Here is a 15,045-nt window from a genome sequence, read left to right as displayed (position 1 = left end):
GCAAGGCGTTGCCGCTCACGCCGCGAGGTAATCGGGCGGTAGCGCCCGCGCGATCAGCGCCGCGTGATCGAAGCGGGCGGGCAGCGTGCCGAACACGCGCCCACAGTCGGCGTCATGCTCGTCGAGGCGCGTGGCGATGAACGCCTCGGCCACCTCGGGCGGCCCCGCGCGCAGCAGCATCCCCTGCGCGACCAGCACGATCTGCTGGACGATATGCCGCGCGCTGGCCTCGCGCGTGCCGGGCGCGCCATTGAGCAGCGCCGAGAGCCGGTCGAGCGCCGCCGAGAGCGCCGCATGCCCCGCCGCCTCGCGCCGCCACGCAAGAAAGAGCATCTGCGCGGCATCGGCGTCGCGCTCGAGCGCGCGCAGCACGTCGAGGCACATCACGTTGCCCGAGCCTTCCCAGATCGAATTGACGGGCGCCTCGCGGTAGAAGCGCGCCATCGGTCCTTCCTCGACGTAGCCGTTGCCGCCCCAGACCTCCATCGCTTCGCCGGTAAAGGCGAGGGTGCGCTTGCAGACCCAGAACTTCGCGGCCGGCGTGACGATGCGCCGCCAGGCGCGGGCCACGAGTGAGCGCTCGCTCTCTTGTGCGGCGGTTCCGGCTGCATTCGCGTCATTCGCGCTCGCGCTTTCTTCGAACGCCTGCGCGAGCCGCATGAACAGCACCGTGGCGGCCTCGGATTCGAGCGCGAGATCGGCGAGCACGTTCTGCATCAGCGGTTGATCGGCGAGCGCGCGGCCGAACGCGCTGCGGTGCCGCGCGTGGTGGATGGCCTGCACCAGCGCGGCACGCATGAGCGCCGCGCTGCCGATCACGCAGTCGAGCCGCGTGAAGTTCGCCATTTCGATGATGGTCGCCACCCCGCGCCCCTCGTCGCCGATCATCACGCCGTACGCGTCGAAGAATTCCACCTCGCTGCTCGCGTTCGAGCGGTTGCCGAGCTTGTCCTTCAGGCGCTGCACGTGGACCGCGTTTTTTGTGCCGTCCGGCTTGAAGCGCGGCACGAAGAAACACGACAGGCTGTCATGCTCCGTGGTGCGCGCGAGCACCAGATGCGCGTCGCACTGCGGCGCGGAGAAGAACCACTTGTGGCCGGTGAGCAGATACTCGGCGCCGCGTCCGCTGGCAATGCCGGCCGGGCGCGCCTGCGTGCGGTTGCTGCGCACGTCCGAGCCGCCCTGCTTTTCGGTCATGCCCATGCCGATCATCATCGAGCGCTTGCCGGCGAGCGGCACGTCGCGCGCGTCGTGCTCGCGCGTGTAGAGGCGCTCGCGCAGCGTGTCGAAGAGGGCGGGCTCGCGCTGCAGCACCGGGATGCTCGCGAACGTCATGGTCAACGGGCAGAGCGACCCCGATTCGAGCTGCGCGTGCAGGAAATAGCCGGCGCAGCGCGCGGCCATCGCGCCCTCACGCGGCTCCGAGAACGGCAGCGCATGCAGGCCTTCGGCGCGCAGCAGCGCGAGCAACTCGTGCCAGGCGGGATGGAATTCGAGCGCGTCGATGCGCTCGCCGCGCGGGCTGTGCGTATGCAGCTCGGGCGAGTGGCGGTTGGCGAGATCGGCCAGCGCGAGCGTGGACGCCGCGCCCAGCGTTGCGCCGTGGCGCACGAGCGCCTCGCGATGCCAGCCGGCGCCCGCGCGCGCGAGCGCTTCGCCCAGCGCGCAATCGGTCGTGAAAAGGTTGTAATCGGCGAGCGGCGGCGCCTGATTCGTCACTTCGTGGGTGGTGCCGGGGCGATGGGCCGGCGTAGCGACGCCCGGCGTGGCGACGCCCGGCGTAGCGACGCCCGACGCCTCTGCGCTCAACGTCTGCGTGGTGTCCATCTTGCCGCTGGGGTCCGTCGAGTCCATCTGCGTGTCTCCATCGGTGGCGCGCGAGCGCGCGCAGCCAAACAAGGCCGATTTGCGGTCCATGCGCGCTCCAGCGCCCCCTGTGCTGCTTGCTGGAATCTTTCAGCGCGCGCGGCTGAACAGCCTTTCATGCTAGCCGCCTGGCTGTCGCCTACGTCACCCGAGGATTAGAGGAAAGGCTCTGACATAAAAGCTGACCTCAACCTCGGCCGCTTCCTACAATGCGCGAAAAAGCGAAATCGAACGAGCGTGCATCTAGCGTGCCTCAAGCGCGTTTGGCATGCAACGCCCCGTGCATGGGACCGGCATCCGTGTTGAAGCACGGACGCCCGCCGACAAAGGGAGGAGGCATGCAATACGACTACGTCATCGTAGGCGGCGGCTCGGGCGGCGCATCGCTCGCCGGGCGGCTGGCCGAGCGCTGTCCCGAGGCGAGCATCGCGCTCATTGAAGCGGGGCCGCACACCGCGCGCAATCTGTTCGTCAATATGCCGTTGGGCGTCGCGGCGCTCGTGCCGCGGCGCACGAAGAACAACTACGCCTACGAGACGGTGCCCCAGCCGGGTCTCGCGGGCCGCCGCGGGTATCAGCCGCGCGGGCGCGGCTTCGGCGGCTCGAGCGCCATCAACGCGATGATCTATACGCGCGGCCATCCGCTCGATTACGACGAGTGGGCGCAACTGGGCTGCGCGGGCTGGGCCTGGGGCGACGTGCTGCCGTATTTCCTGCGCGCCGAGGACAATTCGCGCGGCGCCAGCGCGTGGCACGGCGCGGGCGGTCCGCTCGGGGTCTCCGATCTGTGCGAGCGCAACCCGGTGGCTCAACGTTTCGTGCAGGCCGCGCACGAGGCCGGCTTCCCCCTCACCGACGACTTCAACGGCGCCGGGCAGGAAGGCGTGGGTTTCTATCAGGTGACGCAGCGCGGCGGCGAGCGCTGCACCGTGGCGCGCGCCTATCTCTATGACCCGTGGCCAGGCCAGCCGCGCACGAATCTCCATCTGATCGCCGATGCGACGGTGCTGCGCGTGACCTTCGACGGCGCGCGCGCTTCCGGCGTCGAGGTGGCGCGCGGCGGGCGCACCGAAACGCTCGAAGCGCGCGCCGAGGTGATCCTCGCGGCGGGCGCGTTCAATTCGCCGCAGCTCCTGATGTGCTCGGGCATCGGCCCCGCCGCGCAACTGCGCGCGCACGGCATCGCGCTGCGCCACGACGCGCCCGAGGTGGGCCGCAACCTGATCGACCATATCGACTTCACGTTCAACAAGCGCGTGCATTCGAGCGAGGCCGTGGGCTACTCGCTGCGCGGCGGCGCGAAGATGGTGTCCGGCCTCGTGCGCTATCTGCGGACCCGGCGCGGCATGTTCACGAGCAACGTGGCGGAAGCGGGCGGCTTCCTGAAGAGCCGCCCGGGGCTCGACCGCCCCGATCTGCAATTGCACTTTTGCACGGCGCTCGTCGACGACCATAGCCGCCGCCTGCACTGGGGCCACGGCTACTCGCTGCACGTCTGCGTGCTGCGCCCGGCGAGCCGCGGCACGGTCACGCTCGCGAGCGCCGATGCGCGCGTCGCGCCCGTGATCGATCCACAATTCTTCTCCGATGCGCGCGATCTCGATCTGCTGGTAGAAGGCGCACGCCTCGCGCGGCGCATTCTCGATGCGCCCGCGCTCGCGCAGATGGGCGGCCGCGAGCTCTACACGCATGCGGACCAGAGCGAGGCCGAACTGCGCGCGGCCATCGCGGCGCACGCGGACACGATCTATCACCCCGTCGCGACCTGCCGCATGGGCGGCGACGCGCACTCGGTCGTCGATCCGCAACTGCGCGTGCGCGGCGTGACGAACCTGCGTATCGCCGATGCCTCGGTCATGCCGACGCTGATCGGCGGCAACACCAACGCGCCGACGGTGATGATCGGCGAGCGCGCAGCCGATTTCATCGCCGCGAGCCGGCGCGCCGGCAACGCGACGTACGGGGCAACCGTCATCGCCTGACGCAGATCCTCCTGTTCCCGTACAAGCTGACACTCTCTTGCGCGAAACATCGAAACGAGGCGCAGCGCGCCTCGTTTTGACATTGCATTGAAGAAGAAAAGGCCAATCGATGGCTTTTCGTCAAAGAGTGTGCGGCACATGCGCCAGGCGCATTTTCGAGATTTCGGACTCCCTATAATCGCGCGGCATCTGGGCGTGTCAGTTGGCGCGTCCGCGAACTGGAGGAACCGCTCGATGAGCATCAATGTCTTTCAATTGCTGGAAACGGTCCTGAGCGACGACGTCGTGCGTACGCTCGCCGGCCGCTTCGGCCTCACACCCGACCTCACCCGCAAGGTCACGAGCGCAGCGGCTCCGGCCATCGTCGCCGCCATCATGCATCGCGGCAGCACGCCCGAAGGCGCACGCGGCCTGTTCTCCGCCATCATGTCGCCGGACGTCAACGCGCTGATCGGCAAGCAACTGCCTGAGATGCTCTCGAGCACCTCGGGCCTGAGCCAGCTGGAAACCGCGGGCCGCGAACTGGTCCAGAAGGCCGCGGGCGTCAACGTCGGCGCACTCGCCGACGCGGTGGCCGCACAAACCGGCGCGGCGCAGTCGACGGCGTTCTCGCTGACCGGCGTGGTCGGCGCGGCGGTCATGGGCATCCTGAAGCATCACTTCACGGGTTCGCAGGGCGCGGTCGGACAACTGCCTACGCTGCTCGGCCATCAACTTTCGTCGGTCAATGCGAGCCTCACCGACCGCCTCGCCCAGGCCGTGGGCCTCGGCACCGCGGCCAGCTTCGCGGGATCGATTCTCACGCGCCTGAAAGATGTCTCGGTGCATCTCGATCATCCGCAGCCGGCCGTGCGCCCGATTCCCGCCGCCGTGCCGCCGCAGACCGCCGCAACGCCGCCGATCGAGCCCGAGAAGCGCGGCCACTCGTGGCTGTGGTGGCTGCTGGCCGCCATCGCACTGATCATCGCGTTCTTCGCGCTGCGCTCATGCCAGCGCGACGACGCCGCCGAAGACACGCAGGCGAGCGCCGCTTCGGCCGCTTCGGCCGTGGCACCGGCGGCGCAAGCCGCATCGGAAGCGAACGCGCCCATCGCGCTGCCGGCTTCGCAGGCCTCGGAGGCCGCGGCGGCCTCCACCGCTGAAGCGGCTTCCGCAGCGAGCGCCGCCGCGCCGGCGCCGACCCAGGACTCGCACCTCTCGTTCACGGTCGACAAGGCCGGCATGCCGACGGTCACCGCCACGGTGGGCACCGAGGCCGAAAAGGCCCAGCTCCTCGACGCGCTCACGAAGAAGTTCGGCGCAGGCAAGTTCGACGCCAACGTGACGGTCGACGCCGCAACCAGGCCTGCTGCATGGCTCGCGCACCTCGACGGCCTGTTGCCGCTGCTCGCGCTGCCCGGCGCCGAAGTCAAGATCGACGGCTCGCACGTCGAGCTGAGCGGCACCGCGGCCAACGCGCAGCTCGGCTGGCTCGACAAGCTCAAGGCGCTGTTCGGCTCGGGCTTCGATATTGGCGTGTTCAACGTGCAGCAGGCCGTGGCCGACGCCACGCAATCGTTCCGTGACGCCATCAAGGGCCTGTTTGGCTCGGAGGCCTCGTGCGCTTCCGCCGATATCGTGAAGGTGTTCAACCTGCAGGTGGTGAACTTCGCGACGGGCAGCACGAGCATTCCGGCCTCGGCGGGCGAAGACCTGCGCCAGTCGGCCAAGGTGCTCAACGCCTGCGCGAAAGAAGGCAAGCCGGTCAAGATCGAAATCGCGGGCTATTCGGATAACGTCGGCAACGCGGCGAGCAACCTCGCGCTTTCGAAGCGCCGCGCGCAAGCCGTGCGCACCTACCTGGTCGCGCAAGGCGTGAGCGCGTCCACGCTCAGCGCCGAGGGTTACGGCGACGCCAAGCCGGTCGAGAGCAACGACACCGAAGGCGGACGCTTTCACAACCGGCGCATCGAGTTCGTAGCACAGCAGTAAGCGCAAAAAGCGTTACGCGGCGCAGCGCGAGAGAGACCACCTAAAAAAACGCGTAGAGAGCCGTCCGGCGTGAGCCGGACGGCTCTTTTACTTTGCACCGCTGCGCGATGCAGGCGCGCCCATGCGTCAGTGCGCGTCGGCGGCCGGCTTTTCGAGGCCCGGCGGGCGCACGAAGTCGTCGAGGAAGGTGGACGGCTTGCCGTATTCCGCGCGCGCCACCTCGAGCCACGCGCGCGCGGCGTGCGAAAGATAGCTGTTGCGCTTCCAGCCGATGGCCATGTCCCACGGCACTTGCGGATCGGTGACGGGCAGGCAGGTGAAGCGCGCCGCGTCGAGCCTGCGCACATACGGCGCGGGCAGCAGCGCAATGCCTACACCCGCGAGCACGAGCGCCGCCATCAGGTCCCAGTGGCCGCTGCGGCCCACGATCTGCGGCGTGAAACCCGCCGCGCGGCATGCGGCGAGCACGACGTCGTTCAGCGCGAGGCTCTCCCCGTAGAACACGAACGGCTCGCCGGCGAGATCGGCGAGCGGGACGCTGGGCGCGCCGTCCCAGCGCGAGCCGCGCGGCGCGACCAGCCACAGGAGCTCATGCGAGATCGGCAGCACGTCGATCTGCTCCGGATCGACGGGCAGCAGCACGCCGCCCAGCTCGAGCTCGCCGGAGATGAGCGCGGCCTCGATCGCGCGCGAGCCCTGCTCGAAGAGCTTGAGCTCGATCTTCGGATAGCGCTGGCGGAACGCGGCGATGGCCGGCGTGAAGAGCGAGCCGCCCATCGGCGGGATGCCGATCGTGAGCTCGCCGCGCCCGAGCGTGTCCAGGTCGGCGAGCTCGGCCTGTAGCTGCGCGTACGCGGCGAGCACGTCCTGGCCGCGCTGATAGACGATGCGTCCGGCGTCGGTGAGCACCATCTGGCGCGCGTCGCGCAGCAGCAGCGGCGTGCCGGTCTCGTCCTCGAGCGCCTTCACCATCTTGCTGATGGTGGGCTGGGTCACGTGCAGCTGTTCGGCGGCGGCGGTGAAGCTCTGCTGCCGCACCACCTCGATGAAGTAGCGAAGGGCGCGCAATTCCACAGTTGTGTCTCCTGTCTGCCTGTGAGGGCATCGCATTCCATTATGGAATGCAATCGATAAATCTAAGTCATTTTATTTATGTTGCGCCGCAACCTATACTGACTTCGATTCCACTGTCACTTAGGGTTTGCCATGACTTCTCCGACGATCTCCGCACGGACCCCGCAAACGGGTGGGCTGGCGCGCGTTGGCCGGATTGCGGCGCAGTCGGCGCTGCTCGCCGGAGTCTGGTTCGCCGCCGACGCGCTCGCGCGCGCCACACATCTGCCCGTGCCGGGCGGGGTGGTGGGACTCGTGCTGCTGCTGGTGCTGTTGTTTTGCGGCGGCGTGACGCCGCGCTGGGTGAAGGCGGGCGCGGACTGGCTGCTCTCCGACATGCTGCTGTTCTTCATCCCGGCCGCCGTGGCGGCGGTGCAATACGGCGGTCTCTTTCGCGCCGACGGCTGGCGCCTCGCGCTCGTGGTGGTGGGCGGCACGCTGATGGTGATGGTGGCGGTGGCCTTCGCCGTGGAACAGGCCGCGCGGCTGGAGCGCCGTCTCGCGCTGCGCCGGGTGCGCGACTCGCGCCACGTGGCGCGTGCCTGAGTGTCACGTCGGGGTCAATCATGAACACGTTCTACGCCTCCCTGTTCGCCGACGACGCCTCGCGGCTGATCGCCGCCGGCTGCTTCGTCCTCACGGTCACGCTCTATTTCGCCTCTAAGGCGCTTTATGCGCGCTTTCGCTCGCCGTGGCTCACGCCGTTCGTCGCGGTGCCGGCGGTGCTTGGCGCGATCGTGCTGCTGCTGCACATTCCATATCCCGTCTACTTCCAGGACACGCGCTGGCTCATGTGGCTGCTCGGCCCGGCCACCGTCGCGTTCGCCGTGCCGATCTACGAATACCGCGAGCTGCTCAAGCGTCACTGGATCTCGCTGGCTGTGGGCGTGACGGTGGGCATCGTGGTGGCCGTGGGCGGCTCGCTCATGCTCGCCAAGCTGCTGCACCTGTCGCCCGAGTTGCAGCGCAGCCTGATGACGCGCTCGGTCTCCACGCCGTTCGCGCTCGCGGTCTCCGACAAAATTCACGCGCCGCGCGACCTCACGGCGCTCTTCGTGATCGCCACGGGCGTGTGCGGCATGCTGTTCGGCGAGCTGGTGCTCGGCCTCGTGCCGCTGCGCACGCGGCTGGCGCGCGGCGCGCTGTTCGGCGCGGCGGCGCATGGCGTGGGCACCGCGAAGGCGCGCGAGCTCGGCAGCGAGGAAGGCGTGGTCGCGAGTCTCACGATGATGATCGCGGGTGTGGTGATGGTGCTGCTCGCGCCGGCGCTGGGCTTCCTGCCGGTTTGAGGGGGCGGCCCAGGTAGGACGGCGATCCGTACGGCGGGCATCCGTCGGATCGCGGGCGGCGTGACCGCCATCCGTATAGCCGCCCGCCAGGCTGTGCCGTTGCATCGCGGCCACGCAGGAATTCACGATACCGCGACACGCCTATGATCCAGGCTGTTGCCGCGGATCATGCGGTTCATTGCCGCTGCCTTTCATGTCCCCCATTTCGATCATCATCCCGTGCTTCAACGGCGCCGCCACGCTGGCGCGCGCGCTGGAGAGCTGCCTCGCGCAGCGCGAGGCCACGCATATCTTTGTCGTCGACGACGGCTCGTCCGACGCCTCCGCCTCGATCGCCCAGGCCCATGCCATGCGCGACGCGCGCATCCGGCTCCTGCAGATGCCGGCCAACGGCGGCGCGGCACGCGCGCGCAACTGGGCGGCGCTGCACGCGGCCACGCCGCTCCTCGCCTTCCTCGACGCCGACGATGAATACCTGCCCGGCGCGCTCGCCGCCGCCCACGAGCACATGGAGCAGCACCCGCACGAAGCGGCGATCCGCCTCGACGTCGAATACGTGGGGTTTCCCGAGCGGCTCACGAAGCATCGCGATTTCGACAAATACGCCGCCGTGCTCAGCAACACGGTGCCGAGCAGCCTCGTGATCCGCCGCAGCGCCTTTCTCGCGCTGGGCGGCTTTCCGATGGACGAGTTCTTCCGCCGGCACGGCGGCGAGGACGGCGCGCTCTCGTGGACGCTGCGCGAGATCTTTGGGCAGCGCCGCTTCACCGGCGCGAAGCAGGTGCGCATGCACTACCACGAGGGCATTCATGCGGAGCGCTTCTTGAACATCCAGATGGGCTTCGCCGAAGCGGACCCGGCCACGACGGCCGAAACGGTGCGCTGCTCGCAGGCCTTTCTCGACGCCGCGATCGCGAGCGTGAAGCAGGTGCGCTCGCTCGACCTCGCGCAGCCCGATCACTGAATCCGCACCCACCGCACCGCGCTTGCGCAACTGCGTCGCGCGGCCGCCAACTCGTTTTGCTACAATCACGCCTCGTCTTCGAGGAGCGTTGCGACGGATTTTCTGTGATCCGCCAGGCTCGAAGGCGCTCAATACGGTTGCATTCCCCGAATCGACCGCACTGAAAACGGCGCTCACGTCTTTAATTTCTAGTCACTTTTAGAAAGGAGGGCGTGATGAACGCCGCAATTCCGCAAGATCAAGCCAACGATTTCGTCGTCGCCGATATGGCACTTGCCGGCTGGGGCCGCAAGGAGCTCGACATCGCCGAAACCGAAATGCCCGGCCTCGTGCAGACGCGCGAAGAGTACAAGGCGCAGCTGCCGCTCAAGGGCGCACGCATTGCTGGCTCGCTGCACATGACGATCCAGACCGGCGTGCTGATCGAGACCCTGAAGGCGCTCGGCGCCGAAGTCCGCTGGGCCTCGTGCAACATCTTCTCGACCCAGGACCACGCCGCCGCCGCGATCGCGCAGGGCGGCACGCCCGTGTTCGCGTTCAAGGGCGAATCGCTCGACGAATACTGGGAGTTCTCGCACCGCATCTTCGAATGGCCGAACGGCGAGTTCGCCAACATGATCCTCGACGACGGCGGCGACGCAACCCTGCTGCTGATCCTCGGCTCGAAGGCTGAAAAGGACCGCTCGGTCATCGCCAAGCCGACCAACGAAGAGGAAGTTGCGCTCTACAAGTCGATCGCCGCGCACCTCGAGATCGATCCGCAGTGGTACTCGAAGCGCCTCTCGCACATCAAGGGCGTGACCGAAGAAACCACGACCGGCGTGCACCGCCTGTACCAGATGGAGAAGGAAGGCCGTCTGCCGTTCCCGGCGATCAACGTGAACGACTCGGTCACCAAGTCGAAGTTCGACAACCTGTATGGCTGCCGCGAGTCGCTCGTGGACGGCATCAAGCGCGCGACCGACGTGATGATCGCGGGCAAGATCGCGGTCGTGGCCGGCTACGGCGACGTGGGCAAGGGCTGCGCGCAATCGCTGCGCGGCCTCGGCGCGACCGTGTGGGTCACCGAAATCGATCCGATCTGCGCGCTGCAGGCGGCGATGGAAGGCTACCGCGTCGTGACGATGGAATACGCCGCCGACAAGGCCGACATCTTCGTGACGGCAACGGGCAACTATCACGTGCTGAACCACGATCACCTGAAGGCGATGCGCCACAACGCGATCGTCTGCAACATCGGCCACTTCGACTCGGAAATCGACGTTGCGTCGACGCGCCAGTACCAGTGGGACAACATCAAGCCGCAGGTCGATCACATCATCTTCCCGGACGGCAAGCGCATCATCCTGCTGGCCGAAGGCCGCCTCGTGAACCTCGGCTGCGCCACGGGCCACCCGTCGTTCGTGATGTCGAACTCGTTCACGAACCAGACGCTCGCGCAGATCGAACTGTTCACGCAAGGCGCGAAGTACGAGAACAAGGTGTACGTGCTGCCGAAGCACCTCGACGAGAAGGTCGCGCGCCTGCACCTCGCGCGCATCGGCGCGAACCTGACCGTGCTGTCCGACGACCAGGCTTCGTATATCGGCGTCGACAAGAACGGTCCGTTCAAGCCGAACCACTACCGTTACTAATCGAAACAACGCGACACAACGCGGCCCTCATTTTTAAGCCGCGTTTAAGCGACCCGCCCGATGCTGTGATCACGCCCGTGCGCCGCGCCTTTCGTGGCCGCGCACGGGCGGCACACACCACAACGACGCAAAAGGAGTTTCCATGACCGTGCTGCTGACCTGGCTGATCAATGCGCTCGCGCTCCTGATCATCACCTGGCTCGTTCCGTCGATCCACGTGCGCAGCTTCGGCACCGCGCTGATCGTCGCGCTCGTGCTCGGCCTCATCAACGCTGTCCTGCGTCCGGTGCTCATCCTGCTCACGCTGCCCGTGACCATCCTCACGCTCGGCCTGTTCATCCTCGTGGTGAACGCGTTGTGCTTCTGGCTGGCGGCGTCGCTGCTCAAGGGCTTCGAGGTGTCGGGCTTCTGGTCGGCGTTCTTCGGCTCGATTCTCTACAGCATCGTCTCCTGGCTGCTCTCGGCGCTGATCTTCGGCAACCGCAGCCTCGGCTGACGACAGTGCTGGCCGTAGCGCCAAGCCTCGGCCGGCTCATTACGAAAGCGATCATGAAACCGATCGAACTCTCATTCGAATTCTTCCCGCCGAAGACCCCGGACGGCGTCGAGAAGCTGCGTGCCACGCGCGCGCAGCTGCTCACGCTCAAGCCGCGCTTCGTCTCGGTGACCTTCGGCGCGGGCGGCTCGACGCAGCAAGGCACGCTCGACACCATCGTCGACATCGCCAAGGAGGGCGTCGACGCGGCGCCGCACCTCTCGTGCATCGGCTCGACCAAGGAAAGCCTGCGCGAGATCCTGCATCAGTACCGCTCGCATGGCATCCGCCATATCGTGGCGCTGCGCGGCGACCTGCCTTCGGGCATGGGCGAAATGGGCGAGCTGCGCTATGCGTCGGAGCTCGTCGCGTTCATCCGCGAGGAAACCGGCGACGCGTTCCATATCGAAGTGGCCGCCTATCCCGAGTACCACCCGCAGGCGCGCTCGCCGCGCCACGACCTCGAAGCGTTCGCGAAGAAGGTGAAGGCCGGTGCGAATTCGGCCATCACGCAGTACTTCTTCAACGGCGACGCGTACTTCCGCTTCGTCGAGGACGCGAGGAAGCTCGGCGTGGACGTGCCCATCGTGCCCGGCATCATGCCGATCACGAACTACACGCAGTTGATGCGCTTTTCGGAGATGTGCGGCGCGGAAGTGCCGCGCTGGGTCGCAAAGCGCCTGGAAAGCTTCGGCGACGACCGCGAGTCGATCCGCGCATTCGGCCTCGACGTGGTGACGGACCTGTGCCGCCGCCTCATCGAGAACGGCGCGCCGGGCCTGCACTTCTACACGCTCAACGCGGCGGGCGCGACCAAGACGATTTGCGAGCGGCTCGATTTGTGAGCAACTGAGCAACGCTTGAGTCCCGGGCCAGCCGCCACACGCGCGGCGCCATGCAAACCGCGCGGCATCCTTCACCGGGTGCCGCGCGGTTTTTATTTGTGCGGGATTTGCGGTTCGGGCTCGTGATCCACGTCAAGAAACGCAGACGCGACGCTGCCGATAATCGAAGGTTTTTATCCGCGTAGTCGCGCAACGGCGTTCATCGTGCGTGGCAAGCCCTGACGCATGACGACTTCCGCTCCCGAAATCACGCCGCAAGCCGGCACCTTCGCCGACGCCGTCGCCGCATGGCGCGCCGGCGCGTCAGACGAGGCGCGCACGCGCTGTGCACGGCTCATCGCGGCCAATGCACAGGATGCCGATGCATGGCATCTGGCCGGCATCCTCGAAACGGCGCGCGACCGGCGCGCCGCGCGCCCGCTGATCGAGCGCGCGCTCGCGCTGCGCGAAGACCCCAACTTCCTCGTGAGCCTCAGCCTCACCTATGACCCGGCCAGCGAAGCGCAGGGCGCGTTCGCGGCACTCGAACGCGCGCTCGCCATCCGTGCGGATTTTCCGATCGCGCTGAACAATCTCGCGAACCTGTACTCCGGGCAAGGCGACTTCCCGCGCGCGCTGGCGGCGTTCGAGCGCGCGCTCGCGCTCACGCCCGACTACGCCGGCGCGCACTACAACTACGGCAGTGCGCTGTTCGCGAGCGGCGACGTGGCGCGCGCGGAGGCGCCGCTGCGCCGCGCCGTGGCGCTCGACGCGGGCTATGTGAACGCCTGGAACAATCTCGCGAACGTCCTGATTGCGTTGCAGCGCACGGATGAGGCCATGGCCGCGCTCGTCCATGCGCGCACCCTCACGCCCGAGTCCGCCGACGTGCTCACGAATCTCGGCTGCCTGCTGCGCGCGCGCGGCCGCCACGCCGAGGCGCAAGCGGCACTGGAGCGTGCGCTCGTGCTCGCGCCGCACAACGCGTCGGCGTGGAATAACCTGGGCAACGTGCTGGTCGACCTCTCACGCACCGACGCGGCGCGCGCCGCGTTCACGCGCGCCCTCGAACTGAAGCCGCGCTTCGCCAGCGCCTGGAGCAATCTGGGCAACGCGCACAAGCACGCGGGCGACATCGAGTCCGCGCTCGCGTGCTACCGCGAAGCGCTCGCCTGCGAGCCCGGCAGTATCGGCGCTCATAGCAACTACGTCTACGCGCTGATGTTCGCGACCGACGATGGCCACGCCATCCGCGCCGCCGCCGGGCAGCTTTCCGCACAACACGAAGCGGCCCTGCTCGCGCAGCCCGTGGCGCACGCGACGGTGCCCGATGCGGCGCGGCGCTTGCGCATCGGCTATGTCTCGCCGGACTTTCGCACGCATTGCCAGATGCTGTTCACGACGCCGCTGTTCCAGCATCACGACCATGCCGCGTTCGAGATCGTCTGCTATTCGAGCGTGGCGACTCCGGACGAGGTGACGGCGCGCCTCGCCGCTCATGCCGACCTCTGGCGCGACGTGCGCGAATTCGACGATGCGCGGCTCGCCCAGCAGATCCACGCGGACCGCATCGACATTCTCGTGGACCTGACCATGCACATGGACGGCGCGCGGCGCCTCATGTTCGCGCGGCGGCCCGCGCCGGTGCAGGTGGCGTGGCTGGCTTACCCGGGCACGACGGGCAGCGCGGCGATCGGCTGGCGGCTCACCGATCCGTGGCTCGACCCCGTTGGTGCGCCGGGCGTGGACGATCAGTACACCGAGCGGTCGCTGCGCCTGCCCGATGCCTTCTGGTGCTACGACGCGCTCGCGCCCGGCATCGAGGTCAACGGGCTGCCGGCGCTGGCCGCGGGACACGACGGCCCCCTCACGTTCGGCTGCCTGAACAACCCCTGCAAGCTCACCGACGCCACGCTCGCGCTCTGGGCGGGCGTGTTCGCGGCGCTGCCCACGGCGCGGCTCGTGCTGATGGCGCCGCCCGGCGCCGCGCGCGAGCGGCTCGTAGCGCGCCTGGGTACGCATGGCGTCGATACGGCGCGCGTGCGCTTCGTGGGCTTTCAGGTACGCGAGGACTATCTGCGCACCTGGGCGCAAATCGACATCGCGCTCGACACGTTTCCCTACAACGGCCATACCACGAGCCTCGATGCGTTCTGGATGGGCGTGCCGGTGCCCACGCGCGTGGGCCGCTCGGCGGCCAGCCGCGCCGGCCTCTCGCTGCTCGCCAACCTGGGGCTGCCGGAGCTGGCCGCGCACACCGATGCCGCGTACGTCGAGACCGTGGTGTCGCTCGCGCGCGATCCGGCACGCCTCGCCGCGCTGCGCGCGGGCCTGCGCGCGCATGGCGGCCTCGCCGCTGATGGACGGCGCACGTTTTGCGCGCAATATGGAAGCGGCTTACCGGCTCATGTGGCGTGACTGGTGCGAGCGCGCGCGGCCGGTGAACGGCTGAAATCGCCCTCGAGGGACGGCGGAGAGCGGCCAAGTGCCCCAGGCTGGCTCCGCGAAGCCGCCAGGCGGGTGCCGGTTGCCCGCGAAACTGCAAACGGAATAACGGCGCGGTAAGGTCCACAGGCGGTGAGCGCCCGCTACGGCCGGCGCGCCGTTTGCGCATCGGCACGCCATGAAATGCGCGAAACGCGACAGAAGAACGACGAAAAAGCAGCAAAAACGCAATCGGCGTACGTTCTGACAGCAGACCAGAGGCGATCCGGGCAATTCCGCGCGAATCGGCTCGGAAAGCCGCTCGCAGCGAGGCTGTCAACCAGGCATTTCCTGCTCGCAAAGGTCATTTTGGCCGGCTTGTGAGCGCGGGGAGTGCTCTTGTAAGATCGCGCTACGCCGGCTCACGAGGTCGGCACCGAACT

11 protein-coding genes and 1 riboswitch are annotated in these 15,045 nt (G+C 68.0%); of the genes, 9 read left to right on the top strand and 2 right to left on the bottom strand.

Annotated features, from left to right (window positions below; all coding sequences use genetic code 11):
• Positions 1-15: 15 nt before the first annotated feature.
• The gene (locus BO1_RS36805) at positions 16-1,917 is read right to left on the bottom strand and encodes an isovaleryl-CoA dehydrogenase (RefSeq protein ID WP_245643992.1); all 1,902 of its coding nucleotides are present in this window, start codon (positions 1,915-1,917) and stop codon (positions 16-18) included.
• 287 nt (positions 1,918-2,204) lie between these two features.
• On the opposite strand from BO1_RS36805, the gene BO1_RS36800 reads away from it, so the two are divergent.
• Positions 2,205-3,848 (top strand): GMC family oxidoreductase, encoded by a 1,644-nt coding sequence (locus BO1_RS36800; RefSeq protein ID WP_028221850.1) that lies wholly within the window; start codon positions 2,205-2,207, stop codon positions 3,846-3,848.
• Positions 3,849-4,082: 234 nt separating this feature from the next.
• Positions 4,083-5,819: an OmpA family protein gene (locus BO1_RS36795; protein ID WP_028221849.1), complete on the top strand. Its 1,737-nt coding sequence runs from the start codon at positions 4,083-4,085 to the stop codon at positions 5,817-5,819.
• A gap of 126 nt (positions 5,820-5,945) precedes the next feature.
• Here BO1_RS36795 and BO1_RS36790 read toward each other — a convergent pair whose 3' ends face one another.
• Positions 5,946-6,893, bottom strand: coding sequence for a LysR family transcriptional regulator (locus tag BO1_RS36790; RefSeq protein ID WP_028221848.1), 948 nt, complete (start codon positions 6,891-6,893; stop codon positions 5,946-5,948).
• Positions 6,894-7,025: 132 nt separating this feature from the next.
• Between BO1_RS36790 and BO1_RS36785 the strand changes: the two genes are divergently transcribed.
• The 7 genes from BO1_RS36785 to BO1_RS54250 all read left to right on the top strand — a co-directional run bounded on the left by BO1_RS36785 (position 7,026) and on the right by BO1_RS54250 (position 14,596).
• The gene (locus BO1_RS36785) at positions 7,026-7,478 is read left to right on the top strand and encodes a CidA/LrgA family protein (RefSeq protein ID WP_028221847.1); all 453 of its coding nucleotides are present in this window, start codon (positions 7,026-7,028) and stop codon (positions 7,476-7,478) included.
• Positions 7,479-7,498: 20 nt separating this feature from the next.
• Positions 7,499-8,221 carry an LrgB family protein gene (locus BO1_RS36780; protein WP_028221846.1) on the top strand — a complete coding sequence of 241 codons (723 nt, stop codon included), beginning with the start codon at positions 7,499-7,501 and terminating at the stop codon, positions 8,219-8,221.
• Between the two features lie 193 nt (positions 8,222-8,414).
• On the top strand, positions 8,415-9,185 hold the full coding sequence (locus tag BO1_RS36775; protein WP_028221845.1) for a glycosyltransferase family 2 protein: 771 nt from the start codon (positions 8,415-8,417) through the stop codon (positions 9,183-9,185).
• 74 nt (positions 9,186-9,259) lie between these two features.
• A riboswitch (S-adenosyl-L-homocysteine riboswitch) is annotated at positions 9,260-9,367 on the top strand.
• A 33-nt stretch (positions 9,368-9,400) separates the two neighbouring features.
• On the top strand, positions 9,401-10,819 hold the full coding sequence (gene ahcY / locus BO1_RS36770) for an adenosylhomocysteinase (protein ID WP_028221844.1): 1,419 nt from the start codon (positions 9,401-9,403) through the stop codon (positions 10,817-10,819).
• Between the two features lie 142 nt (positions 10,820-10,961).
• The gene (locus BO1_RS36765) at positions 10,962-11,315 is read left to right on the top strand and encodes a phage holin family protein (RefSeq protein WP_028221843.1); all 354 of its coding nucleotides are present in this window, start codon (positions 10,962-10,964) and stop codon (positions 11,313-11,315) included.
• Positions 11,316-11,368: 53 nt separating this feature from the next.
• Complete coding sequence (gene metF, locus BO1_RS36760; RefSeq protein WP_028221842.1) at positions 11,369-12,199, top strand: methylenetetrahydrofolate reductase [NAD(P)H]; 831 nt, start codon at positions 11,369-11,371, stop codon at positions 12,197-12,199.
• Positions 12,200-12,424: 225 nt separating this feature from the next.
• Positions 12,425-14,596, top strand: coding sequence for an O-linked N-acetylglucosamine transferase, SPINDLY family protein (locus tag BO1_RS54250; protein ID WP_052409726.1), 2,172 nt, complete (start codon positions 12,425-12,427; stop codon positions 14,594-14,596).
• Positions 14,597-15,045: the final 449 nt, after the last annotated feature.

It is taken from the genome of Paraburkholderia oxyphila NBRC 105797 (assembly GCF_000685075.1).
GTDB classification, from domain to species: domain Bacteria; phylum Pseudomonadota; class Gammaproteobacteria; order Burkholderiales; family Burkholderiaceae; genus Paraburkholderia; species Paraburkholderia oxyphila.
Note: the sequence above shows the minus strand (reverse complement) of the source record. Positions and strands in the feature narration are given on the sequence as shown.

Excerpts from the sequence above, each read along its gene's own strand:
- BO1_RS36805 (WP_245643992.1), bottom strand. The coding sequence starts at position 1,917 with ATGGACCGCAAATCGGCCTTGTTTGGCTGCGCGCGCTCGCGCGCCACC.
- BO1_RS36800 (WP_028221850.1), top strand. The coding sequence starts at position 2,205 with ATGCAATACGACTACGTCATCGTAGGCGGCGGCTCGGGCGGCGCATCG.
- BO1_RS36795 (WP_028221849.1), top strand. The coding sequence starts at position 4,083 with ATGAGCATCAATGTCTTTCAATTGCTGGAAACGGTCCTGAGCGACGAC.
- BO1_RS36785 (WP_028221847.1), top strand. The coding sequence starts at position 7,026 with ATGACTTCTCCGACGATCTCCGCACGGACCCCGCAAACGGGTGGGCTG.
- BO1_RS36780 (WP_028221846.1), top strand. The coding sequence starts at position 7,499 with ATGAACACGTTCTACGCCTCCCTGTTCGCCGACGACGCCTCGCGGCTG.
- BO1_RS36775 (WP_028221845.1), top strand. The coding sequence starts at position 8,415 with ATGTCCCCCATTTCGATCATCATCCCGTGCTTCAACGGCGCCGCCACG.
- ahcY (WP_028221844.1), top strand. The coding sequence starts at position 9,401 with ATGAACGCCGCAATTCCGCAAGATCAAGCCAACGATTTCGTCGTCGCC.
- BO1_RS36765 (WP_028221843.1), top strand. The coding sequence starts at position 10,962 with ATGACCGTGCTGCTGACCTGGCTGATCAATGCGCTCGCGCTCCTGATC.
- metF (WP_028221842.1), top strand. The coding sequence starts at position 11,369 with ATGAAACCGATCGAACTCTCATTCGAATTCTTCCCGCCGAAGACCCCG.
- BO1_RS54250 (WP_052409726.1), top strand. The coding sequence starts at position 12,425 with ATGACGACTTCCGCTCCCGAAATCACGCCGCAAGCCGGCACCTTCGCC.